Here is a 23,038-nt window from a genome sequence, read left to right on the forward strand (position 1 = left end):
GGCATGACTGCTGTGCTTATCGGGCGCGATCACCCGGCCGGTGTGCTGCGGGCCGAGATCGGGCGAGCCGCGGACAGTCACGGCGGCCTGGTGCTGGTCACGGGTGAGGCGGGGATCGGGAAGACGACGCTGGTCACGGGGGTGGTGGAGGAGGCCAGGCGGCTGGGGGCGCTGGTGCTCAGCGGGTCGTGCTGGCATTCGGAGGGCGCGCCCGGGTTCTGGCCCTGGGTGCAGGTCGTGCGGGGGCTACGGCGGAGCGCGACGCCGCAGGAGTGGGAGGCGGCCGCGGCCGCGGCCGGAGGCAATCTGACCGTGCTGCTGGGCGAGCAGCCCGCGCCGGGGTCGGCCGAGGCTTTCCAGTTGTACGACGCGGTGACCGTTGCCCTGGTTTCGGTGTCGCAGCGGCGGCCAATCGTAGTCGTGCTCGACGATCTGCACTGGGCTGACACGGCGTCGCTGCGCATGCTGGAGTTCGCGGCCCAGCACACCTGGTTCGAACGGCTGCTGCTGGTCGGGACGTACCGGGATGTGGAGGTCGAGTCGGGCGGGCATCCGCTGGAGACGCTGATCATGCCGTTGGTGGCCAAAGCGACGACGGTGACGTTGACCGGGCTTGCCCGCGACGAGGTGGGCACGCTGATGGCCCGGACCGCCGGGCGGGAACCGGAGCCGGAGCTGGTGGACGAGGTCCACCGCAGGACCGGCGGCAATCCGTTCTTCGTCGAGCAGACGGCTCGGCTGTGGCGGAGCAGCGGATCGGTGAGCGCGATCGCGCCGGGGGTCAGGGATGCGCTGCAGCGGCGGCTGTCGTTGCTGCCGCCGCCGCTGGTCGAGTTGCTGACCGCGGCGTCCGTGCTGGGGCGCGAGTTCCATCGGGAGGTGCTGGCGGCCACGTCGGGCACGCCGCCCGGACGGGTGGGCTCGCTGCTGAACCAGGCGGTGAACGCCCGGCTGGTCGTGGCGGGGGAGGACGGGCGGTTCTCGTTCGCGCACGACCTGGTCAGGGAGACGTTGTACGCGACGATCGAAGGTCCGCAGGCGCGGCGGCGGCATGCCGCGGTGATCCATGCCCTTGATGAGTCGGCCGCGTTGACCGAGTGGATATTTCCGGCGGATCAGGCGCATCACGCCTACCTGGCCGGGGATGAGCTGGATCCGGCGCGGGTGGTGCAGTCGTTGCGGGCGGCCGAGCGGGATGCCGGAAGGCGGCTGGCCTCCGAGGAGGGCATGGGGCATCTGCGCCGGGCGTTCGACGTGTCGGCGGCGCTGGATCCCCGCAGCCGGGCGATGATCGCTCTTGATCTCGGCGAGGCGCTCGATCATTCCGGGGAGCCCGAAGAGGCCAGACGGGTTTTCCGCATCGCCGTGGAGCTGGCCAGGGAGGTGGACGCGCCGGATCTTCTGACGCGGGTCGCGCTCAGCATGTATCGGTCTGAAGCGCCCGGGTTGCGAACCGGCCGGAACCCGCAGATGACCACCGATCTCGTCCGGGAGGCGCATGCCCGAATGCTGGGAGCGGCCGAGCCCCGGCCCCCGGGTCAGGCTTCGCTGGACTCGATGGCGGAGGAACTTACCGCGCATATGGCGGAGCTGGCTCGCCGCGACCAGGACGATGAGGCGCTGGCGTTCAGTCTGAGCTCGCGGTTTGACGCCATCTGGCGGCTGGGGACCGCGGCGGAGCGGACGGCGATCACCGGCGAGCTGATCGAGACGGCACGCCGCAGGGGCGACCACGACGGGGAACATTTCGCCGCGTCGTTGCGGTGGGTGTCGCTGTTGGAGCAGGGCGATCCCAGCTATCTGGAGCAGTACGACACCTCGACCACGTTCGCCGAACGGGACGGCATGCCCCGGTTGACGTTCGCGGCGTTCGTCGACCAGAGCATCATCACCACGCTGATGGGCCGGTTCGAGGAGGCGGAGACCTTCCTTGAGCAGGCCATCGACGCGGCCGGGGAGGAGGGCGATTCCTTCTTCCCGTTCATGGTCAATCATTTGCGCTGGGCCTTTCTGCTGCTGCAGGGTCGTTTCGACGAGCTGGGCGAGGTGCACGCGAAGCTCGTGGAGCACGGGCATCCGTATCCCGAGCTGCTGGAGGGGATCACGGCCCTGAATCAGGGGGACGTGTCCGCGGCGCTGGGCTTGGTGCCGGAGATCGTCCCGGGTGTGGATCCGTATCCGCGGAATGTCATGGCGCTCGGGTTGCGATTTCTGGCGCACGCCGCAGTGGCCTCGGGCGATGCGCGGTTGTGCGCGTGGACGCGGGCGGAGCTCGCGCCCTACCGGGGGCAGTGGCTGGTTTCGCTGTACGGATGCGACATCAGTGGGCCCATCGATCTGTGGCTGGCCAGGATCGACGCCGCCCAGGGGCGGTTCGCGGACGCGATCGAGGAGTTCACCGCCGCTTATCGGTCCGCCGATCGGTTGAAGGCGCGGCCGTGGTCGATCGAGGCGCGCATGCAGCTGGCGGCGACGCTGGTGGACCGGGGTGACGGCGCGGATGTGGCCGTGGCGAAGGAACTCATCGATGAGGTGGAGCGGGAGGCCGTGTCCATCGGCATGCGGCACGTGGTCGAGCGGGTCCGGCGGATGCGCCGCGAAGCCGACGCGGACGCTGCGGCGGCTTCGGCGCCGAAGCCGAATGGAGTGTTCCGGATGGAGAGCGGGGTCTGGTCGCTGGGCTTCGGCGGGCTGACCATTCATATGCCTGATGCCAAAGGGTTGCGTGATCTGCACTATCTGCTTGGCAGTCCGGGCGGTGACATTCCGGCTGTGCGCCTGCTGGATCCCGAGGGCGGAGAGGTCGTGGTGGCCGCCCGGCGTTTCGGCGGTGACGCCGTCCTCGACGAGGAGGCCAAAGCCCAGTTCCGGCGACGGCTCACCCAGCTGGACGACGAGATCGACCGGGCCGCCGAACTGGGCGACGACCGGCGTGCCATCGCCTTCGATCAGGAGCGTCAAGCCCTCCTGGCCGAACTGCGGGCCGCCGCGGGGCTGGCAGGCCGGGATCGCCGCCTGGGCGACGAGGCCGAACGAGCCCGCAAAACGGTAACCGCCCGCATCCGCGACACCTTACGCAAACTAGACGACCGCCATCCTGACCTGGCCGCCCATCTCCGCTCGGCGGTCTCCACCGGCTCCACGTGCCGCTACCAGCCTGAACGTGAGATCGACTGGCGGCTGTGACGCCGGCTTCATGAGAACGGGCCTTGGTGTCCGCGATCATCATGATCACGGACACCTTGGCTCTTCGAGATCATGGACACCTTTGGGCTATTTGCGGTTGTAAAGGCGCATGGTGAGAGTGCCGAAGATGGCGGTCATGACCACGCAGGAGATCAGGACCCAGGTGATCTCGCCGGTGTCCCAGGTGCCCGCCATCAGGGCGCGTACGGCTGTGACCAGGTGGGTGATGGGGTTGACGTCGACGAATGCCTGGAGCCAGCCGGGCATCGTGGTGGGCTCGACGAAGACGTTGCTGAGGAAGGTGAGCGGGAACTGGAACAGCATGCTCACGCCCATGACGGACTTCTCGCTGCGCAGGAACAGGCCGAACATCGTCCAGATCCAGGAGAAGGCGAACGAGAAGACGACCAGGAGGGCAACTCCGGCGAGCACGCCGAGGACGCCGCCGGAAGGGCGGAAGCCCATGATCAGGCCGACGATGATGATCGTCGTGGAGGCCAGGACGTAGCGGAGGAGGTCGCCGAGCAGGTTTCCGACCAGGGCGGCGGGACGCCAGATGGGCAACGTCCTGAACCGGTCGAAGACGCCCTTCGCGATGTCGGTGTTGACCGCGACGCCGGTGTACATGGTGGTCATCACCACGCTCATCACCATGATGCCCGGCAGCAGATACTGCAGGTACGCCCCCGTGGACCCCGCCAGCGCGCCGCCGAACAGATACGTGAACATCAGCGTCATCATGATCGGGAACGCGGTCACGTCGAACAGCTGCTCAGGCACATGCTTGATCTTCAGCATCGCCCGCCAGCCGAACGTGATCGACGCCGACAACGCACTCGGCCGGGGCGGCCGCTCCCCCGGCGCCATGACCGCCCCAATGGTCTCGGCGGCCGGCACATAGGGAACAGCAGGAGCGAGATTCTCCGTAGTGGTACTCATACCGCGCTCTCCTTATAGAAATTCGTTCGGGGGGTTCTCCCACCCACCCGCCCTTCGGGTCGCTGGCGCTCAGCCCCAACTACTCGCTGCCGCTCGATCGCATCCGCTCGCAGGCGCTCAGCCCCACCCACACGCTCGCGCTCAACGACACTCACCCGCGGGCGCTCAGCCACGCCGACTCGCAGGCGCTCGACGGCATTCGCCCGCCGCCGCTCCGCTATATCTGCTCGCAGGAGCTCTGACCCGCGTACGCGCTCGTGCTCGATGACATCCATCGGCAGGCGCTCGATGCCACCTGCTCGCTGACACTCGATGCGCGCACTTCCCGCCCGAGGTTGCAGCCGGGCCTGCTGGCGTTCAGTCACATCCCCGCGCTGTCGTCCAGCCATCACGCGGCCGCATCCGCAGGGGTAGAGCGATCAGTGAGAGCGAGGAACACCTCGTCCAGGCTGGGCTGGCCCAGGGAGAAGTCATCCACCACGATGCCCGCCGCGGCGAGCTCGGACAGGGCCCGGGACGCCTGTTCCGCGGCCCCCATGTCGAGCTCCCGATCAGTCCCGTCACCGATGACGCGCGCCGTGAGCGCGACAGGATCGGCGTCCAAATGCACGGGAACGTTCAGGACCCGAGCCAGCACACGTTCGGCGTCCTGGCGCTGGCCAGGGTCTCGGAGGCGGAGGTGGACGGTTCCTGCGCCGATGGAGGATTTGAGTTCGCCCGGGGTGCCTTCCGCGATGACGTGGCCGTGGTCGATGACGGCGATCCGGGCGGCCAGGTGGTCGGCTTCGTCCAGGTATTGGGTGGTGAGCAGGACGGTGGTGCCCTGGGCGACGACGGCGCGGATGATGTCCCAGACCTGGTTGCGGCTGCGGGGGTCGAGGCCGGTGGTGGGTTCGTCGAGGAAGAGCAGGCGGGGGGTGTTGAGGATGCTGGCGGCGATGTCGAGTCTGCGGCGCATGCCGCCGGAGTAGTTCTTGACCTGGCGGTCGGCGGCGTCGGTGAGGCCGAAGGCGTCCAGGAGCTGGGCGGCGCGGGCGCGGGCGGGGGGTTTGCGGTAGCCGAGGAGGCGGGCGAGCAGGATGAGGTTCTCGGTGCCCGTCATGTCCTCGTCGACGGAGGCGTACTGCCCGGTCAGGCTGACCAGGCCGCGGACGGCGTCGGCTTGCCGTACCACATCGAGGCCGAAGACGCGGGCTTCGCCGGCGTCGGGGCGGAGCAGGGTGGCGAGCATTCTGACGGCCGTGGTCTTGCCCGCGCCGTTGGGGCCGAGCACGCCGTAGACCGAGCCGGCGGGGACGGTGAGGTCGAGGCCGTCGACAGCGCGGGTGGTGCCGAATACTTTCACCAGGCCGGAGGTCTCGATGGCCGGGGCGGTTTCTCGTTGAATCATGGGTGACCCTCTCTGTCACCCTGCTGGCGCGAGAGACACCGCTAGATCGGATCTAGCGGGGAGTCGATCACCCAGCATGTACGGTCGGAAGCGAGCATCTGGAGGAGCTATGTCTGACGTCTTCGACGTGATCGTGATCGGCGCCGGGCCGGCCGGTGAGAACGTGGTGGGCCGGGTGACGCGCGGCGGGCTCACGGCCGCCATCGTGGAGCAGGAACTGGCGGGGGGTGAGTGCGCTTACTGGGCCTGCGTTCCGAGCAAGGCGCTGCTGCGCCCGATGGAGCTGGTCGCGGAGACGGGCCGGATGCCGGGCCTGAAGCTCGGGCCGATCGATGTGGCGGCGGTGCTCGCCCGGCGGGACGAGACCGTGTCGGGGTACGACGATTCCGGCCAGATCCGCTGGATCGAGTCGGTCAACGGCACGCCGTTCCGGGGCAAGGGGCGGCTGGCGGGGCCGCGCCAGGTCGAGGTCACCGACGGGGACGGCGGGAAGCGGCTGATCACCGCGCGGCACGCGGTCGTGCTGGCGACGGGGAGCACGGCGGCGATCCCGCCGGTGCCGGGGCTGGCGGACGCCCAGCCGTGGACGAACCGGGAGGCGACCGGCGTCAAGGACGTGCCGGAGCGGTTGGTCGTGCTGGGCGGCGGCGTGGTGGCGTGCGAGATGTCACAGGCGCTGCACGCCCTGGGGGCGAAGGAGACGACGCTGGTGGTCCGGGGTGACCGGCTGCTGGGACGGGTCGAGCCGTTCGCGAGCGAGATGGTCACCGATTCCCTGCGCGAGTACGGGATCGACGTGCGGTTCAACACGACGATCCAGAAGGTGTCGCGGCCGGTTCCGGGGGGTGAGGTGACGGTCGATCTGTCGGACGGGTCGCGGGTCGTCGCCGATGAGATCCTGGTGGCCGCCGGGCGGAATCTGGCCAGTTTCGATGTGGGGCTCGGGTCGATCGGGCTGGCGCAGGAAGGGCCGGTGGCAGTCGATGACAGCATGCGGGCGACGGCGGTCGAGGATGGCTGGCTGTATGCGGTCGGGGATGTGAACGGGCGGAACATCCTTACCCATATGGGGAAATATCAGGCGCGGCTGTGCGGGGATGTGATCGTGGCTCGGGCCACCGGCGGCAAGGAGGATTTGCCGTCGATGCGGGACCGTTCTGACGTGATCGGCGCTCCGCAGGTCATCTTCACCGATCCGAATGTGTGCGCGGTCGGGCGTACCGAGGAGCGGGCGCGCCGGGAGGGCTTCAACGTCCGGAGTGTGGAGTACGACCTGGGTGCGGTGGAAGGGGCGTACCTGCTGGGAGATGGGTACAAGGGCCGGGCCAAAGCCGTGGTGGACGAGGATCGGCGGGTGCTGCTGGGGGTCACGTTCGTGGGGCCCGGGGCGGCGGAGCTGCTGCATGCCGCGACGATCGCCGTCACCGCCGAGGTGACCTTGGACGATCTTTGGCACGCCGTCCCGACGTTCCCCACGGTCAGCGAGATCTGGCTGCGCCTGCTGGAGGAGTACGGCCTTTAAGTTCACCTGGAGTTCCTTGCGGGGACGCCGGAGTGGCGGTTCGGTGAGTTCTCATGAACGTGAGCGAACCGGTCATTGTGGACTCGACGGCCGAGCGGGATGGTTCCGGTGAACTCCGGCACGAGGGCAACCGGGTGCCGGACATCGTCACGCTGGACGCGGACCGCTGGGTGGTGGCGTGGCGGGCGGGCCTGCGAGACGATCGTGATCCCGCCGCGACCGATCAGGGTTCGATTCGGTACGCCCGGTCGAACGACGGGGGACGCACCTGGACGAAGGGCACGCTCGCTCCGGCGACGGCCACCCATCGTTTCCACTATTGCGTGTTCCTCAACGATGACGGCGTGCTCTACGCCTTGCTCGGCCGGATCACGATCGCGGAGGACCGGGACGGCATCGACGTGGACGGCTTCCCCACTCGATTGGCCATGAAACGGAGCACCGACCGTGGTGCTACATGGTCAGATTTCCCGATAACTGTGGATGTTCCTGGTAATAACCGGGGCGTGGTCGTGGCGGGCAAGCCGCTGAAACACCAGGGCGTGTGGCTCATTCCGTACTGGCGGCAGGGGACCCGGGTGTCGCAAGCGGGCGTATTGCGATCGTCGGACCTGCGCACCTGGACATCCGGCGCGCTCGCGGAGACCCCGCAGGGGATCGGCGTGGAGGAACCCCAGATCATCGCGGATGGTGACACTCTGCTCATGGTCACCCGCGCGCTGGTACGGACTGCGTCGCCGGAGAAGCGCGACGAGTACTACCGCACCCACACCGCCTACTCGGCCATCACCACCAGCACCGACGGCGGCCTCACCTGGGCGCCCATGACCCTCGACCCCGATCTGCCCAACTACTACGTGAAAACCTTCTACGCGAGGGCCGCCGATGGGCGACATCTGGCGATATACAACACGCTCGCCGGACCTTTCGCCGGTTCGGCTCAGAGCAAGCCCGACCGCCACCGCGAAGTCCTCCACTACAAGGTCCGCGAACCAGGCGAACCCTGGCAACCAGGCAGGCTCTTCGCCGACGGCCCTCGCCTGACCAAGGGCGCGGCCAGAGGCTGGGACGTCTACCCCAGCGGCGACGAATTCGCCCCCGGCAAGTTCGCCATCGTCTGGGAACACAACCAGATCAACATCAAGGTCGCGATTCTCGACCTCGACCACGACCTCCCCCTCGATCTGGCCCCCGGCCGCTGGACCCTCGACCCCGGAGCCCTCCAGGACGAAACCGGCCTCCACCTGCGCAGCGCCACCGCCACCCCGGTCAAGGCCACCACGCCGCTGATCGCCCTCTGCGACTTCACGGTGGAGTTCCACGGCCGCGTCGTCGACGACAGCGCCCTGGATCCCCGTACCGGCCAAGGCGTCAGCCTGGGCACGAAGGTCTGCAACGGAGCCAGACGCCTGATGCTGACCATCCAGCGCGGCGGCGTCTGGACGATGCGCAAGGGCTCGACGACCTGGGAACGCGTGCACTCCGCGCCCTTGGCCGAAGCGACGTGGAAGGTGATTACGGACAGCGCCGGACTGGCCCGCCTCTTCCGCGACGAGGAGGACACCGGCGTCACCTGGATCATCCAGGACAGCGGCGAGAAACCCGGCCTGACGCACTGGGTGGCCGGCACCCCCGGCGGCAACGCCGCCGAAGCACACATCGCCTGGACAAAGGTCACCCCGACGATCCCACCCTCGCCATGACTCGGGAATCGGGCACGCCCTATTCGCTCAAATAGCAGGCGCGCCCGATTCCTCCCCTCACCCGGGTAACGGGCACGCCCGGTATTTTGGACGCCGTGACAGCTATTGATCCCGGCACCACCGGTGCGCACGGCATAGGCCTGGCGACGATCGCCGCCAACGGCACGGTTCTGGACACCTGGTTCCCCGCGCCCACCCTGGGCGAGCCGCCCTCCATCGGCACCCAGCGCCTCTCCCCCGACGAGGCGGGCGAGCTGGCCACGCTCATCGGCCCCGACGCCGATCGTGGCGTGGACGTCGTAGCCGTACGCACCGGGATCGGCAAGCTCGCCGAGCCCCCCGCCGACGCCCACGACGCGTACCTCCGCCTGCACCTGCTGTCCACCCGTCTGATCCGCCCCCACGGCCTCAACCTGGACGGCCTCTTCGGCCTGCTCGCCAACGTCGTCTGGACCAACCACGGCCCCTGCGCGGTCGAGAACTTCGAGTCGGTACGGCTCCGCCTGCGCCCACACGGCCTCGTCACCGTCTACGGCGTCGACAAATTCCCGCGCATGGTCGACTACGTCCTGCCCACCGGCGTCCGCGTCGCCGACGCCGACCGCGTCCGCCTCGGCGCCCACCTCGCCTCCGGCACCACGGTCATGCACGAGGGCTTCGTCAACTTCAACGCCGGCACCCTCGGCGCCTCCATGGTCGAAGGCCGCGTCTCGGCCGGCGTCGTCGTCGGCAACGGCTCCGACATCGGCGGCGGCGCCTCGATCATGGGCACCCTCTCCGGCGGCGGCAAGGAAACCATCACCATCGGCGAACGCTGCCTGGTCGGCGCCAACGCCGGCGTCGGCATCTCCCTGGGCGACGACTGCGTGGTAGAAGCCGGCCTGTACGTCACCGCCGGCACCAAGGTCACCCTCCCCGACGGCACCATCACCAAGGCCCGCACCCTCTCCGGCCAGCCCGGCATCCTCCTCCGCCGCAACTCCACCACCGGCACCGTCGAAGCCGTCCCTCACAAGGGCACCGGCATCGAACTAAACGCCGCCCTGCACGCCAACGACTGATCCCCAGCGACAGACACCACGTGCGCCAGCGTCCCCACACTGGCGCAAATGGTGCACCGCGGGATCGCCTCGACGGATCGTTTACCGAGGTTCTCCCACCCACCCAGCCCTTTTGCTTAACCCCGGGCTCCGCCCGGCCCCGCCAGCGCCGTGGTCCCCACACGAAACGGACAACCCACGGCACCGGGGTTCTCCCACCCACCCTTTGTTCCTCTCCGGGCTCCGCCCGGCCCCGCCATCGCCGTGGTTGCCGTATGGAACGACAGTCACGGTGGGGTGGAGTTTCGCCCGTTCGTTGTCCGTCCCTGGGCTCTGCCTGGTCGGCTGTCGCCGTGGTTGCCGCGGGGAAGGACAGATGCGGTGGGTGGGTGTTTTCGCCGGCCAGTTGTCTGTCCCCATTCCGTACTGGCAATCACGGCGCTGGCGGGGCCGGGCGGAGCCCGGGGTAAAGCAAAGGGCTGGGCGGGTGGGAAAACCCCGGTGCCGTGGGTTGTCCGTTTCGTGTGGGGAGCCCGGCGATGACGGGGTCGGGCGGAGCCCGAGGGGAATCGAAGGGATGGGTGGGAGATCACCCGCAATCAGCTTTCAGGCCGGGATGATGGCTTCCTGGAGTTCGGTTACCCAGGTGGAGGGGTCGCCCATGCCGTACTCCAGGTAGACCTCGCGGGTGAAGCCGACGCTGCGGTAGCCGTTCTCTTCGATCCAGCGAGCCAGTTGCTGGACGGAGGAGTCGACGTCGTCCATGGGGCCGTGGTGGAGGAGGGTGGCGACCTTGTCGATGGCTGGGAGGTCGACGATGGTGAAATCGTGGGTGTCGTTGGGGTCTGCGTTGACCGGGAAGCTGGCGTGGACGCGGACTCCGTCGGGGACCAGTTCGTAGTAGGCGATTCCAGGGCCGGTGAGGGTGATTCCGGCGTTCTCCAGGCGGCTTATCAGCTCGGGATAGAGGGGCTGGATCACGGGGCCGATGTGTTCGGATTCGTAGCTTTCCGCCACTCCGGAGAGTTCGGCGACGCGGATGGCGGGGACGCTCTTGACGACGATGTCGGCGGGCATGACGCCCTCCCTTTCGATCGTTCGGATCCTCGCCAGGACACCGGCCAGCCGGGTCCGATCCCGGACCACCTGGGCTTCCAGCTCGGCCTGCCGCAGCCGCAGCATGCCGTGCAGCTCTTCCACGCTGAGCTTGTCATCGAGCACACCCGCGACCTGCTGCAACGTGAACCCGAGGTCCTTGAGCGCGATCAGCCGGTTGAGCCGCGACAGCTGGGCGGCCTGGTAGTAGCGGTAGCCGGTGGCGGGATCGACCCAAGCGGGTCGTAGCAACCCCACCGTGTCGTAGTGCCGCAACATGCGTATCGACACGCGGCCGATTCTGGCGAAATCTCCGATACTGAACATAACGCCCCCAGGTCTAGACCCTCACACAATGTCAGAGTCAAACCCCAAGCCCGACCCGGACAGCGCACCCTGACTTAACCCTGAGGTTGGGGTCCAGGACGCGCTTCTTGGGCGTATGCGTCGTACCGTGAAGGCATGGGACGCATTCTTATGATCGCCGCGCTGGTCGTGGTGGGCTTCTTCGTCATCGGCTGGCTGATCGGCTTCGTGTTCAGCATGCTCAAGTGGGTTCTGATCGTCGGCGTGCTCGCGCTCGTCGCCATGGGCGTCATGCGCCTGACCAGGTCGGGAGGGTCCAAGACCAACCATTCCGACTACTCATAGGTTTCGTATATTCGTCACATGAGCGGTGACGCACACGGGCACGGTCATGGGCACGCTCTCACCAGGGAAGCAGACGGACGGTACCTGACCGGGGCCCTGCTCCTGATCGTCGCGTTCATGGTCGGCGAGGTGATCGCCGGCCTCATCGCTCACTCGCTGGCGTTGATCTCCGACGCCGGCCACATGCTCACCGACGCGGCGGCCATCGTGGTGGCCCTGATCGCGATGCGGATCGCCGCCCGGCCCCCGCAGGGCGGCTTCACCTACGGCCTGAGACGCGCCGAGATCATCAGCGCCCAGGCCAACGGCATCACGCTCCTGCTGCTCGCGGCCTACTTCACCTACGAGGGCATCCGCCGCCTGGTCACCCCGCCCGAGGTCGAGGGCGGGCTCGTAGTCATCGTCGGCCTGGCCGGGATCGTCGTCAACCTGGCCGCGACCTGGCTGATCAGCCGCGCCAACCGGACCAGCCTGAACATCGAGGGCGCCTTCCAGCACGTCCTCAACGACCTGTACGCGTTCATCGCCACCACGATCGCCGGCGTCGTCATCCTGCTCACGGGCTGGTCCCAGGCGGACGCGCTGGCCGCCCTGGTGGTGGCCGCGCTGATGCTGAAAGCCGGCTGGGGTCTGGTACGCGACTCCGGCCGCGTCTTCATGGAGGCCGCCCCGGCGGGAATGAACCCGAACGAGATCGGCGGCCGGATGGCGGCGCTCGGTTCGGTGGTCGAGGTGCACGACCTGCACGTCTGGGAGGTCACCTCCGGTTACGCCGCGCTGTCGGCGCACGTCCTGGTCGACCCGTCCGCCGACTGCCACGCCATCCGCCTGGCCACCGAGCACCTCCTGCACGACACGTACGGCATCGAGCACACCACCCTCCAGGTCGACCACGCCACCCCCGAACTCCTGCGGATCGGCGACCCGGACTCGCACTGCCACGCCCCCCACGGCCCTGCCCACAAACCAGGAAGCATCGCTTAACTCTCAGCGAACCAGATCTAACTGGACCTACACCATCCGGTTCTCCCAGAGTCGTCGTATGACGATGCTCGTGGCGATGGTGACGCCCTTCCACACTGACGGTTCGCTCGACGCCGAAGGCGCCCAAACACTCGCGACGTACCTGATCGAGAACCAGGCCTGTGACGGCCTGGTGCTCAACGGCACCACCGGCGAGGCGCCGACGACCACGGACGAGGAGAAGGAGACCCTGATCCGCGCGGTCGCCGAAGCGGTCGGCGACCGGGCGACGATCATCGCGGGGGCGGGCAGCTTCGACACCCGCCACGCCGTCGAGCTGGCCAGAACCGCCGAGAAGGCGGGCGCCGAGGGCCTGCTGGTGGTGACGCCCTACTACAGCCGTCCCACCCAGGAAGGCATCCGCCACCACATCACCACGATCGCGGACGCCACCGCCCTCCCCGTGACCCTCTACGACATCCCCGCCAGAACCGGCACCGCCCTCACCACCGACACGCTGCTCCGCCTGGCCGAGCACCCCCGCGTCACCGGCGTCAAGGACGCCGCCTACGACCTGCTCAAGTCGGCCGAGGTCCTGGCCGCCACCGGCCTGCGCTACTACTCCGGCGCCGACGAGCTCAACCTCCCCCTGTACGCCATCGGCGCCACCGGCGTCATCAGCACCATCGGCCACGTCGCCGGAACGACCACCAAGGCCATGCTCCACGCACACGACCAGGGCGACACCAGAAGCGCCACCCGCCTCCACCGCCACCTCACCCCGATCGTCTCCGCGATCACCACCAAGGCCCCGGGCACCGTCGCCGTCAAAGCCCTGCTCAACGACCGCGGCCTCCCCGCAGGCCCCGTGCGCCTCCCGCTCGTCCCCGCCGACACCGACCTCCTGAACCACCTCAGACAAGCATGCGAGTAGGCTCCGGAGGACATACTTTTCGCCAAAGGGGATCGTCATGACCGTCAAAGTGACCGTCACCGGCGCGGCCGGGCAGATCGGTTACGCCCTGCTCTTCCGCATCGCTTCGGGGCAACTGCTGGGGGCCGAAACCCCTGTCTCACTGAGCCTGCTGGAGATCACTCCGGCGCTCAAGGCGGCCGAGGGCACCGCGATGGAGCTCGACGACTGCGCGTTCCCGCTGCTGCAGGGCATCGAGATCACCGACGACCCGAACGTCGCCTTCGACGGCGCGAACGTGGCGCTCCTGGTGGGCGCCCGGCCGCGGACGGCCGGGATGGAGCGCGGCGACCTGCTGTCGGCCAACGGCGGCATCTTCGGCCCGCAGGGCAAGGCCATCAACGACCACGCCGCGGACGACGTCCGGGTGCTCGTGGTGGGCAACCCGGCCAACACCAACGCGCTGATCGCCCGCAGCCACGCGCCGGACGTCCCGGCCGACCGGTTCACCGCGATGACCCGGCTCGACCACAACCGGGCGCTCTCCCAACTGGCCGCCAAGCTCCAGGTCCCGGTGACCGAGATCAGGAAGCTGACCATCTGGGGCAACCACTCCCCCACCATGTACCCCGACCTCTACCACGCCGAGGTGGGCGGCAAGATCGCCGCCGAGCAGGTGGACGGGGAGTGGCTGCGGGACACGTTCATCCCCACGGTCGCCAAGCGCGGCGCCGCCATCATCGAGGCGCGCGGCGCGTCCAGCGCGGCCTCGGCCGCCAACGCCGCGATCGACCACGTGCACACCTGGGTGCACGGCACGGCCCCCGGCGACTGGACCTCCGCCGCCGTCGTCTCCGACGGCTCGTACGGCGTGCCCGAAGGCCTCATCTCCTCCTTCCCGGTGACCTCCACCGGCGGCCACTGGGAGATCGTCCAGGGCCTGGCCATCGACGCCTTCTCCCGCGAGCGCATCGACCTGTCGGTCCGCGAGCTGCTGGACGAGCGCGATGCGGTGCAGGCGCTGGGTCTCATCTAGCGTTTCCAGCCGGTACGCGTGCCCGGCGGCCACCAGCAGCGCGGCGACCTCCGACAGGACGGTCACCCGCTGGGTCAGCCCGCCGGGCACCAGGCCGGGGTCAAGCCCGAGCATCCTGATCGCGTACGGCACGACCACCATCACCAGCGAGCCGATCGCCACGTAGCTGAGCACCCGGATCACCCGTGACCCGGTCCGCCTGGCGATCAGCAGTCCCGCTGCGGGCATGGCGATGAACGCGACCAGCGCCGCATACCGGTGCACCCCCCCGGCCAGCGACAACGACAACCCTGGCCGGTCAGTCGGAAACGCGCCCACCATCAGCAGGCATCCGGACCACACCCCGACCAGCAGCGCCGCCCTGCGGTCCAGCCGCGCCAGCCCGATCGCCAGCACCGCCGAACCGACGGCCAGCGCGGTCAGCGCGACCGGCAGCAGCCAGCCGTGCGCCGCCCAGGCGTATTCGCTGATCATGTCCCGCAACGGGTTCAATCCGGACACCACATGCAGGACCGCCATGGCGGCCACGCCAACCGAAGTGATCAAGAATCCGAACACCATTCCCATGACATCGACTGTCCTGGGAAGCGTCCTTCACCCCCATCGGAGATCGGCCCGACCAACCCCTGATAGCCCCCTTATCCCGCCCTAGGCCGATAGTTCGGTATGCATCGGGGTTGGGGTGGGGTGGGCACCTATCGGCCCAGGTCAGCGCCTAAGGGACCCGTCAGGGTGACGTCGAATCCGCGGGCGCCGTTTCCGGAGTCGAGGCACGGAACCAGCGGCAACCATAGGGTTCCAGGTCGAATCTGGCCAAGCCCTTGTCGGAGATCTCGATCGTCCCGTCCAGCAGCAGATCGGTGAGCACCTTGCCGGAGTCCAGCCCGTCCAGGGTGAGCTCGACGTCGATCTTCCGGTCGGCGAAGTTGTGCACCGCCACGACGGTTCCGCCGTCGATGTCGGCCCGATGGGCCAGCACGGCGGTGTCCCCCGCGTCGAGCACGGCGTAGTCGCCCCAGGCGAGTTCGGGGCACTCCCGGTACTGCCCGATCAGCCGGGTGATCCAGATCAGCAGCGAGCCGGGGTCGCGCCGCTGGGCGCTGACGTTGACCCGCTCCGGGCCGTACGCGCCGGAAGTGATCGGGATCGCGGGTTCTGCGGTGGAGTAGCCGCCGTGCAGGTTCGGGGTCCACTGCATGGGGGTGCGCACCGAGGATCGGCCCTCGATGGCGAGGTTCTCGCCCATGCCGATCTCCTCGCCGTAGAAGAGCACGGGGGTGCCGGGCAGCGAGAACAGCAGGCTGTAGGCGAGCCGGACGCGCCGCTGGTCGCCGTCCAGCATCGTGGGCAGCCGCCGCCGGATCCCCCGGTCGAAGATCCTCATGTCCTGGTCGGGGGCGAAGACCTCAAAGATCTCCTCGCGCTCCGATTTGGTGAGCTTGTCCAGGGTGAGTTCGTCGTGGTTTCTGACAAAAATCGCCCACTGGCTGTCCCTGGGCGGCTTCGGCCGGTCCCGCAGCGAAGCGGCCAGGGGCCGGGCGTCCTGGCGGGCCAGGGCCAGGTACATGCGCTGCATGCCGATGAAGTCGAAGCACACGGTGATCTCGTTGCCCAGCAGCGTATTGCCAAAATGGGTCAATAACTCGGCATAGGGGAGGTTGACCTCGCCGAGGAGGATCGCCCCGCCGTCCCGGCGGTTCATGAACGCCCGTAACTCGGCGAAGTAGTCATGCGGGTCGGGGAGCGTGTCACTGTCCACCACCCGCTCCACCACGAACGGCACCGCATCCACCCGGAACCCGGAAAGTCCGAGTTCCATCCAGAATCCGAGGATTTTTGCGATTTCATTGCGAACGTCCGGGTTGGCGGTGTTTAGGTCTGGCTGAAATTTGTAGAAACGATGGAAGTAGTACTGCCCGCTTCCCTCGTCCAGCTCCCACAGGCTGTCCTCCTGATCGGGAAAGACCACGCCCTTCGGATCGTCGGGTTCCGGCCGATCCGACCAGATGTACCAGTCCCGATGCCGGGAGTCCCGGCTGGAGCGCGCGTCCTGGAACCAGGGATGCCGGTCGGAGGTGTGATTGACGACCAGGTCGGCGATAACTCGAATGCCCCGATCCCGGGCCACCCGCACGAACTCCACGAAATCCCCCAGCGTGCCCAGCCGGGGATCGACGCTGTAGAAGTCGACGATGTCGTACCCATCGTCCTGGTCAGGGGTGGGAAAGAACAGCATCAGCCAGACGCACGTGACGCCGAGCCGGTCCAGATGATCGATGCGCTGGATCGCCCCCTGGAAGTCACCGATCCCGTCGCCGTCGCCGTCCGCGTAGGTCTCGATGTCCAGGCAGTAGACGATCGCGTTCTTCCACCACAGTTCAGAGGTCTGGCTCAGCCGCATGACCGCGGCACCTACCCGGAAAACAACAACCCGCACCACAGATGTGATGCGGGTTGCTGTCTCGAACAGGCTTAGAGCGGCGTTACGTTCTCGGCCTGGGGGCCCTTCTGGCCCTGAACGGTCTGGAAGCTGACGCGCTGGTTCTCGTCGAGGCTGCGGTAACCACTCGACGTGATCGCCGAGTAGTGCACGAACACGTCAGGGGTACCGTCGTCCGGAGCGATAAACCCAAAGCCCTTTTCGGCGTTGAACCACTTGACCGTGCCTTCAGACAACTGCTTCTCCTTTTACGGGAGCCTCACCGTGCCACCAGGTCGGGGACACGGGGCTGCTTAGCGGACCCTACCCTGCATCCGCGCAATACGCTGGAGAAGCAAGCACGCCCGCTGTCGGAACATTCCATCGGGAAGGTCCCGAGGCGCTTTTTTACAAACACCACTGCAACACGAGCAGCCTACCCGCCCTCGGCCGGATGTCCAAACAGGGCCCCTCCCCGCAGCTCAGACCCCCTGTCAGCTGAGGGCCGGGGCCGCCATGTACCACCGCGCCTCGCCGTCACCCCGAGTCAAGGAGTCAAGTCGCCGGGGCAACTCCTGCCGGGAGAACGGGTCGCCGGTCGCGTTCCTGATGTGGATGCCCACCGCGTACATGTCCCTGATCTCCATCAGGGTGCCGAAGTCCGGCCACTCCCGCAGGTCCGAGCCGTACGCGTGGGCGAACGCGTCCACCTCCCCCGGGGTCAGGCCGAACCGGCGCTGCCCGTGGTAGGTGTGCACCAGGTCCCACTCGCGGGGCCCGACCGCGACGCCGTCCCAGTCGCAGAGCACCGCCTGGCCGTCCCGGCAGCGCAGCAGGTTGTCGATCCAGGCGTCCCCGTGCAGGAGGACCGGAGGGCCCGACTCCAGGCTCTGCCAGCGGTCGGTGAGGCTGGAGATCCGGTCGCCGAGCCAGGCCCGCTGGTAGGGCGTGAGGACTTCGGACCGGTGCTCGACCGCGTGCCGCACCTCCGCGAGCGGATCGGTGAGGCGGCGCAGGTTGATCGGCGGGACCGGTTCGCGGTGCAGGTTGCGCAGGACCCGGCCGAGTTCCAGGGTGGTCGGGCGGCCGTTGGAGCGGACGTAGCGCCAGAAGGTGACGGCGCGCCCGCCGTACACGATGGGCTGGCCGGGGATCTCGTCCACCGGGCGCACCGTGGGGAAGCCCCGGTCGGCGAGCCAGCGGGCGACGGCGAGCACCACCGGGAGGCGGGTGAGCGCGTCGGGGGCGGTCGCGATCCGGACCACCATCTCGCTTCTGAGCTTGAACACCGCGTTGCTGCGCAGCCGCATCAGCCGGGCGCCCTCGGCCTCGACGCCGATCTGCCCGCAGACCGCGCGCAGCACTCCGAAGGCCTCTTCGGCCAGGGGTTTCCCGGTGAAGGGATGCGCGATGGTGTGGTTCATATGGCTAGCCGGAGGGAGGACTCCGACAGGACTTGGTTGAGGTGCCGGACCGACGGCAGCCGGGGGTCGGCGTCGGCCAGCAGCGCCCTGGCCCGGGTGACGACGATCGAGGTGCGGTGCTCGGCCGGGACCTGGCCGAGCGCCTGGGCGGCCAGCCGGCAGGCCTCGTCGTGGTCGCCGTGCCGGGCCAGGTGGGTGGCCTGGTCGAGCAGGATCAGGGCGGGGTCGATGGTCTGGAAGCCGGTCTGGATGTCGCCGCCGAGCGATTCCAGGTGCTGCACCTGGGATTCGTCGCCGAGCTCCAGCAGGGTGCCGGTGCGGTAGAAGGTCATGCGCTTCTCGGTGAAGACGAAGGCCAGGTCGTCCTGGCTCATGCCGCGCATCCGGGCGAAGATCTGCTCGGCCTCGGCCAGCGCGATCCTGGCCGCCTTGCGGTCGCCCATCCGGGCCAGCGCGCGCGCCTCGGCGGCGGCGGCCAGCGCGGCCGGGGAGCTGGGCGCGGAACCGGCCAGCATCCTGGCCTCGCGCGCCAGCCGGACGGTCTCGGTGAGGTCGCCGTAGTAGTAGGGCAGCATCGTCTGGTTGGCCCGGACGAGGGCGCGCAGGCGCAGGTCGCCGATGTCGTCGGAGGCGGTGCGGGCGGTGCCGTACCAGGCGTGGGCCTGGCGGGTGTCGCCGAGTTTCATCAGCGCGTCGGCGGTCAGCAGGGACAGCATGGTGGTGGCGGTGAGCAGGCGGCGCTGCACGCTGGCCAGCTGCCGGGCCCCGGCCAGCTTGCGCACGTCGGCGAGTTCCAGCATCACCCGGCAGAGCATCGGCATCGGCGGGGTGGTCATGTACTCCCGGCGGTAGCGGAGCACCTGCTCGTCCAGGCGGTCGAGCTGGTCCTCGGTGACGCTGCCGGTGGCGAGGGACCGATCCACATCGTGGCGGGTGCCCTCCACCTCGGCGAAGAAACGTCCGTTCGGGGTGCCCGCGAGCATCGCCTGGTGGAACAGGGCGCGCCGGTCGGTGTCGTCGTCGGCGAGGTCCTCCACGTGCACGCCGTCGTCGCTGGAGCCGTTGGCGACCACGACCACCTTCTGGCCGCCGCCGCCCGGGTCGTCGCAGTAGTCGGCGGCCAAGCCGAGCCGGACCGCGTTGGCCTTGTACAGCCGGGCCAGCAGGTCGATGGTCTGCGGCCGGGGGCGGGCCCGGTTGTTCTCCCAGGCGTTCAGCAGGTCGATGCTGGCCCGGGGCAGGCCGAGCGCCTGCTGCTCGCAGAGGAACTCCAGCTCCTCGATCGCCTGGCGGGCCGACCAGCCGCGCCCGAGGCGATGGGCCTTCAGCATGCTGACGCCGCAGCAGCCGTGGATCGCCTGGACCGTCTGCCACAGTGTCCACTGCCGGGCTTCCGCCTGCTCGCGCCAGCGGCGCGCGCACGCTGGAGAGTGTTCTCCTCGGGCCATGGTGCCTGCCCTTCCACTACTGGATACGGGGCGTCAGGGTTGAACGGTTGGGGGTCGGGCCGTACCCCAGTCTGCCCGGGAACCACCCTGTTCGGCTATTACGGATATTTCCCACAGGTTAACCGGCACGCACCCAACCGCCAGTACCGTTATGCGTTCGTGCCCCCAGAACCGTGTCTGTTCCACGGAATACCGCAGAGTTCCCTGGTTATTGCACGTATACGTCGAATGGGTCGGATTGCCGGTAGGTCATCCCGGGTTCACCCTTTCCGGTGAAAGGTCCCAACATCCCCGGGAGACCACGATGGCCATGAAGGCAGATCGCAGCGAGGCGATGGACCACCTTGAGCGGCTGGCCGCCCAGTTGGAGGCGCACTCGTTCCAGGTGCGCCTGACGGCGCCGGCCGGCCTCTACCCGCGGTTGCGGGTGGTCAACCCGATGGCCCCCACGGTGGCCGAGGACGTGCTCGCGTCCAACGCCAACGACGGCGAGTGGTGGTACTGGCTGTCCTGGGCGGGCCGCATCGGCCACGCCTCCGACGTCGTCACCGCCGCCGAGCGCATCGCGAGCGTGCTCCACGTCATCCGCCGCTAGCTATCCCGCTGCTAGCTCATCCCGCCGCTAGCTCGCCACCCAGAGCCGGTACGGCTCGCGCCACGCGATCCATGCGACCCGCGTGCCCCCATTCCACCCACACCGGGACGCGGGCCGTACCTTGGGGTGTTAGCAGAGCGTTAGCCGCGGTAGCTGCGGTGTTAGCGGAAGAACGGCAGGATGTCTACCATGGAAGCGGGACCCCCGGGGTGGTTCCGGCCTATTAATTGCCGTTTGACGTGTCTCACAATCAGGCATTCGTGATGTGCGGCCCTCACCTCGTCGAATCCTATCGACAGCGACGGGAATGGTCGCTTACCCTCGGGTAGGTGGGTCTCCGCCTTTACGATACTTTCAGTCGCTCGGTCCGCGATTTCTCCCCCCGAATTCCGGGAAAGGTCTCGCTTTATCTGTGCGGTCCCACCGTGGTCGTCCCGCCGCATGTCGGCCAGATCAGGTCGCAGGTGAATTTCGATATTCTGCACCGCTGGCTGAGGCACCTGGAATATGAGGTCATATTCTGCAGGAATGTCACCGACATCGAGGACAAGATCATCAGTAGGTCGCTCAGCGAGGGCGTGCACTGGTGGCGGATCACCGATCCGGTGTACCGCTCGTTCCGCAGCACGTACGAAGCTCTGGGCTGCCTTCCGCCCAGCGTGGAGCCCCGGGCCACCGGGCACATCCCGGAGATGATCGAGCTCGTCGAGCAGTTGCTCGGCGCCGGGAACGCGTACGAGGCGGACGGCGACGTGTATTTCTCGGTGAGTTCCTTTCCGGCGTACGGCGCGCTCTCCGGGCAACGCCACGACCAAATGCGCGGCACCGAGGAGAACAGCCACGGAAAACGCGATCCACGCGATTTCGCATTATGGAAGAGAGCCCGCCCCGGCGAGCCTATCTGGACCGCGCCGTGGGGAGAAGGCCGCCCCGGATGGCATCTCGAATGTTCCGCGATGGCCCGCAAGTATCTCGGCCACGAATTCGACATCCACGGCGGCGGCGCCAATCTGATTTTCCCGCACCACGAAAACGAGATCGCCCAGTCCCGGGCCGCCGGAGATGAGTTCGCGCGTTTCTGGATTCACAACGGACCGGTCACCCACCGGGGCGAGAAGATTCGCAAAGTCGTGAAGAATCCGATGGCCGTGCACACGTTGCTCCGGCGAATCAGGCCGGTCGAACTCCGCTATTACCTGGCGGCCGCGCACTACCGTTCGCCGATGGAGTTCTCGGTGGCCGCGGTGGAGGAGGCGGCCACCGCCTACCGGCGGGTCGAGCGGTTCGTGGACCGGGTCGCCGAGCGCCCCGCCGACCGGCTTCCGGCCCAGTTCAGCGAGGCCATGGGGAACGACCTAAACGTGCCGCAGGCGCTGTCGCGGGTGCACGCGGCGGTGAACGAGGGAAACGCCGCCCTCGATTCCGGCGACCCGAAACTGGCCGCCGAAAAATGCGGCGAGGTGCGCGCGATGCTGGCAATCCTGGGGCTTGATCCACTGGCCGGGAACTGGGCCAGAGAAACCCGGCTGCGGGAGGTCGCGGGGGCGGTGCTGCACGTGGTCAGAAATCTCGCCGACGCGAGCGCGGCGCAGGGCAAGGTGGAGCGGGCGCACGCCATGCATCGGCAGATCGACACCGCCTTGATCGACGGCGCTCTCATCGATCGCCGGGTGAATCACCGGCTGCGGGTCTGACTACTAAGCTCCAATCCGTGGCACCAAAAAAGATCGTTATCGATTGTGATCCGGGGATTGACGACGCGCTGGCGATCGCGCTGGCGCACGGCAGCCCCGCGCTGGAGATCGTGGGTATCACCACCGTCGGCGGGAACGTCTCGCTGGAGCGCACCACCGACAACGCGCTCCGGCTGCGGGAGTTCCTGGGCTTTCCCGAGGTGCCGGTGACGCCGGGCGCGGCCGGGGCCATCTTGTCCTCCACGTCGCTGCGCAGCGCGATCGAGGCGGCGCACGTGCACGGCACCGGCGGGCTGGGCGGCGCGGTGCTGCCCGAGGCCACGCTGCCGGTGGCGCCCGGGCACGCCAGCGACTACATCATCGAGACGCTGCGCGCCCATCCGGGCGAGATCACCCTGGTCGCCATCGGGCCGCTCACCAACATCGCGCTGGCCGTGCTCAAGGAGCCGCGGGTGGTCGACTGGGTGCGCGAGTTCGCCATCCTGGGCGGGACGTACACCCGGGGGAACCGCACCCCGGCCGCCGAGTTCAACATCGCCGCCGACCCGGAGGCGGCCGCGATCGTGTTCCGGGCCGGGTGGACGGTCACCCAGATCGGCCTGGACGTGAGCACCACCGCACAGGCCACCGAGGCCGTGGTGAAGCGCATGCGCGCGCTCGGCCGCCTCGGCGAGGACCTGCTGGTCCCGTGCGCGACCTTCTACGGCATGGTCACCGCCAGCGAAGGGCCGGCCATCCACGACGCGTGCGCGCTCGCCTACCTGGCCGACCCGACCCTGATCGAGTTCGAGCCCGCCTGGGTCGAGGTGGAGACGGCCGGCCGGTTCACCTCGGGGATGACGGTGATCGACTTCGCGCTGGGCGACCGCGTGGCCAACGCGCAGGTGGGGACGTCCATCCAGGTGGATCGGTTCTGGGAGCTCACGTTGTCGGCGTACGAGCGGGTGAGCTTGCGCCTCCCGTGAGGATGTGCCGCAATCTCCGTGGCGGAACGACCAATGCCCGAAACAATCCCGGAGT

General features: G+C 68.4%; 19 protein-coding genes. 12 read left to right on the plus strand and 7 right to left on the minus strand.

Annotated elements, in window-relative coordinates; translation table 11 throughout:
* The first annotated feature begins 3 nt into the window (after window positions 1-3).
* Window positions 4-3,186 carry an AAA family ATPase gene (locus ABGB08_RS19205; RefSeq protein WP_347592091.1) on the plus strand — a complete coding sequence of 1,061 codons (3,183 nt, stop codon included), beginning with the start codon at window positions 4-6 and terminating at the stop codon, window positions 3,184-3,186.
* A gap of 87 nt (window positions 3,187-3,273) precedes the next feature.
* On the opposite strand, the gene ABGB08_RS19210 is transcribed toward ABGB08_RS19205, so the two are convergent.
* Both ABGB08_RS19210 and ABGB08_RS19215 read right to left on the minus strand, forming a co-directional pair.
* On the minus strand, window positions 3,274-4,125 hold the full coding sequence (locus ABGB08_RS19210; protein WP_347592093.1) for an ABC transporter permease: 852 nt from the start codon (window positions 4,123-4,125) through the stop codon (window positions 3,274-3,276).
* Window positions 4,126-4,513: 388 nt separating this feature from the next.
* Window positions 4,514-5,515, minus strand: a complete 1,002-nt coding sequence (locus ABGB08_RS19215; RefSeq protein WP_347592095.1) for an ATP-binding cassette domain-containing protein — start codon at window positions 5,513-5,515, stop codon at window positions 4,514-4,516.
* Between the two features lie 109 nt (window positions 5,516-5,624).
* Here ABGB08_RS19215 and ABGB08_RS19220 point away from each other — a divergent pair, with 109 nt between their 5' ends.
* The 3 genes from ABGB08_RS19220 to dapD all read left to right on the plus strand — a co-directional run bounded on the left by ABGB08_RS19220 (window position 5,625) and on the right by dapD (window position 9,801).
* Window positions 5,625-7,037, plus strand: coding sequence for an NAD(P)/FAD-dependent oxidoreductase (locus ABGB08_RS19220; protein ID WP_347592097.1), 1,413 nt, complete (start codon window positions 5,625-5,627; stop codon window positions 7,035-7,037).
* Between the two features lie 53 nt (window positions 7,038-7,090).
* A complete protein-coding gene (locus ABGB08_RS19225) occupies window positions 7,091-8,740 on the plus strand; it encodes a sialidase family protein (protein ID WP_347592099.1) in 1,650 nt (549 codons plus the stop codon).
* A gap of 95 nt (window positions 8,741-8,835) precedes the next feature.
* The gene (dapD, locus tag ABGB08_RS19230; RefSeq protein WP_347592101.1) at window positions 8,836-9,801 is read left to right on the plus strand and encodes a 2,3,4,5-tetrahydropyridine-2,6-dicarboxylate N-succinyltransferase; all 966 of its coding nucleotides are present in this window, start codon (window positions 8,836-8,838) and stop codon (window positions 9,799-9,801) included.
* A 585-nt stretch (window positions 9,802-10,386) separates the two neighbouring features.
* Here dapD and ABGB08_RS19235 read toward each other — a convergent pair.
* Window positions 10,387-11,202 (minus strand): MerR family transcriptional regulator, encoded by an 816-nt coding sequence (locus ABGB08_RS19235; protein ID WP_347592103.1) that lies wholly within the window; start codon window positions 11,200-11,202, stop codon window positions 10,387-10,389.
* Window positions 11,203-11,337: 135 nt separating this feature from the next.
* On the opposite strand from ABGB08_RS19235, the gene ABGB08_RS19240 reads away from it, so the two are divergent.
* From ABGB08_RS19240 to ABGB08_RS19260, 5 genes are read left to right on the plus strand one after another with little or no spacing between them, the layout of a single operon-like run.
* Window positions 11,338-11,526 carry a hypothetical protein gene (locus ABGB08_RS19240; RefSeq protein ID WP_347592105.1) on the plus strand — a complete coding sequence of 63 codons (189 nt, stop codon included), beginning with the start codon at window positions 11,338-11,340 and terminating at the stop codon, window positions 11,524-11,526.
* Between the two features lie 18 nt (window positions 11,527-11,544).
* Window positions 11,545-12,510: a cation diffusion facilitator family transporter gene (locus ABGB08_RS19245; protein WP_347592107.1), complete on the plus strand. Its 966-nt coding sequence runs from the start codon at window positions 11,545-11,547 to the stop codon at window positions 12,508-12,510.
* 58 nt (window positions 12,511-12,568) lie between these two features.
* Window positions 12,569-13,423: a 4-hydroxy-tetrahydrodipicolinate synthase gene (dapA, locus tag ABGB08_RS19250; RefSeq protein ID WP_347592109.1), complete on the plus strand. Its 855-nt coding sequence runs from the start codon at window positions 12,569-12,571 to the stop codon at window positions 13,421-13,423.
* 37 nt (window positions 13,424-13,460) lie between these two features.
* Window positions 13,461-14,438 (plus strand): malate dehydrogenase, encoded by a 978-nt coding sequence (locus tag ABGB08_RS19255; RefSeq protein ID WP_347592111.1) that lies wholly within the window; start codon window positions 13,461-13,463, stop codon window positions 14,436-14,438.
* Complete coding sequence (locus tag ABGB08_RS19260) at window positions 14,410-14,604, plus strand: hypothetical protein (RefSeq protein WP_347592113.1); 195 nt, start codon at window positions 14,410-14,412, stop codon at window positions 14,602-14,604. Before ABGB08_RS19255 ends, ABGB08_RS19260 begins: the two co-directional genes overlap by 29 nt.
* A 561-nt stretch (window positions 14,605-15,165) precedes the next feature.
* Here the strand turns inward: ABGB08_RS19260 and ABGB08_RS19265 are convergent.
* From ABGB08_RS19265 to ABGB08_RS19280, 4 genes are all read right to left on the minus strand, one after another.
* Window positions 15,166-16,839 carry an alpha-amylase family protein gene (locus ABGB08_RS19265; RefSeq protein WP_347592115.1) on the minus strand — a complete coding sequence of 558 codons (1,674 nt, stop codon included), beginning with the start codon at window positions 16,837-16,839 and terminating at the stop codon, window positions 15,166-15,168.
* A gap of 71 nt (window positions 16,840-16,910) precedes the next feature.
* Window positions 16,911-17,114 carry a cold-shock protein gene (locus tag ABGB08_RS19270; protein ID WP_155336120.1) on the minus strand — a complete coding sequence of 68 codons (204 nt, stop codon included), beginning with the start codon at window positions 17,112-17,114 and terminating at the stop codon, window positions 16,911-16,913.
* Window positions 17,115-17,351: 237 nt separating this feature from the next.
* Complete coding sequence (locus ABGB08_RS19275) at window positions 17,352-18,281, minus strand: aminoglycoside phosphotransferase family protein (RefSeq protein WP_347592118.1); 930 nt, start codon at window positions 18,279-18,281, stop codon at window positions 17,352-17,354.
* Window positions 18,278-19,729 (minus strand): helix-turn-helix transcriptional regulator, encoded by a 1,452-nt coding sequence (locus tag ABGB08_RS19280; protein ID WP_347592120.1) that lies wholly within the window; start codon window positions 19,727-19,729, stop codon window positions 18,278-18,280. The genes ABGB08_RS19275 and ABGB08_RS19280 overlap by 4 nt, the downstream gene beginning before the upstream one ends.
* A 304-nt stretch (window positions 19,730-20,033) precedes the next feature.
* Here ABGB08_RS19280 and ABGB08_RS19285 point away from each other — a divergent pair, with 304 nt between their 5' ends.
* From ABGB08_RS19285 to ABGB08_RS19295, 3 genes are all read left to right on the plus strand, one after another.
* Window positions 20,034-20,324, plus strand: coding sequence for a hypothetical protein (locus ABGB08_RS19285; protein ID WP_239162152.1), 291 nt, complete (start codon window positions 20,034-20,036; stop codon window positions 20,322-20,324).
* A 329-nt stretch (window positions 20,325-20,653) separates the two neighbouring features.
* Window positions 20,654-22,018 (plus strand): cysteine--tRNA ligase, encoded by a 1,365-nt coding sequence (cysS, locus tag ABGB08_RS19290; protein WP_347592122.1) that lies wholly within the window; start codon window positions 20,654-20,656, stop codon window positions 22,016-22,018.
* A 17-nt stretch (window positions 22,019-22,035) separates the two neighbouring features.
* Entirely contained in the window at window positions 22,036-22,983 is a 948-nt protein-coding gene (locus ABGB08_RS19295; RefSeq protein ID WP_347592124.1) for a nucleoside hydrolase, read from the plus strand.
* Window positions 22,984-23,038 lie beyond the last annotated feature (55 nt).

The organism is Acrocarpospora sp. B8E8 (genome assembly GCF_039871605.1).
Taxonomy (GTDB): Bacteria; Actinomycetota; Actinomycetes; order Streptosporangiales; family Streptosporangiaceae; genus Acrocarpospora; species Acrocarpospora macrocephala.

Excerpts from the sequence above, each read along its gene's own strand:
- ABGB08_RS19205 (WP_347592091.1), top strand. The coding sequence starts at position 4 with ATGACTGCTGTGCTTATCGGGCGCGATCACCCGGCCGGTGTGCTGCGG.
- ABGB08_RS19210 (WP_347592093.1), bottom strand. The coding sequence starts at position 4,125 with ATGAGTACCACTACGGAGAATCTCGCTCCTGCTGTTCCCTATGTGCCG.
- ABGB08_RS19215 (WP_347592095.1), bottom strand. The coding sequence starts at position 5,515 with ATGATTCAACGAGAAACCGCCCCGGCCATCGAGACCTCCGGCCTGGTG.
- ABGB08_RS19220 (WP_347592097.1), top strand. The coding sequence starts at position 5,625 with ATGTCTGACGTCTTCGACGTGATCGTGATCGGCGCCGGGCCGGCCGGT.
- ABGB08_RS19225 (WP_347592099.1), top strand. The coding sequence starts at position 7,091 with ATGAACGTGAGCGAACCGGTCATTGTGGACTCGACGGCCGAGCGGGAT.
- ABGB08_RS19235 (WP_347592103.1), bottom strand. The coding sequence starts at position 11,202 with ATGTTCAGTATCGGAGATTTCGCCAGAATCGGCCGCGTGTCGATACGC.
- ABGB08_RS19240 (WP_347592105.1), top strand. The coding sequence starts at position 11,338 with ATGGGACGCATTCTTATGATCGCCGCGCTGGTCGTGGTGGGCTTCTTC.
- ABGB08_RS19245 (WP_347592107.1), top strand. The coding sequence starts at position 11,545 with ATGAGCGGTGACGCACACGGGCACGGTCATGGGCACGCTCTCACCAGG.
- dapA (WP_347592109.1), top strand. The coding sequence starts at position 12,569 with ATGACGATGCTCGTGGCGATGGTGACGCCCTTCCACACTGACGGTTCG.
- ABGB08_RS19255 (WP_347592111.1), top strand. The coding sequence starts at position 13,461 with ATGACCGTCAAAGTGACCGTCACCGGCGCGGCCGGGCAGATCGGTTAC.
- ABGB08_RS19260 (WP_347592113.1), top strand. The coding sequence starts at position 14,410 with ATGCGGTGCAGGCGCTGGGTCTCATCTAGCGTTTCCAGCCGGTACGCG.
- ABGB08_RS19265 (WP_347592115.1), bottom strand. The coding sequence starts at position 16,839 with ATGCGGCTGAGCCAGACCTCTGAACTGTGGTGGAAGAACGCGATCGTC.
- ABGB08_RS19275 (WP_347592118.1), bottom strand. The coding sequence starts at position 18,281 with ATGAACCACACCATCGCGCATCCCTTCACCGGGAAACCCCTGGCCGAA.
- ABGB08_RS19280 (WP_347592120.1), bottom strand. The coding sequence starts at position 19,729 with ATGGCCCGAGGAGAACACTCTCCAGCGTGCGCGCGCCGCTGGCGCGAG.
- ABGB08_RS19285 (WP_239162152.1), top strand. The coding sequence starts at position 20,034 with ATGGCCATGAAGGCAGATCGCAGCGAGGCGATGGACCACCTTGAGCGG.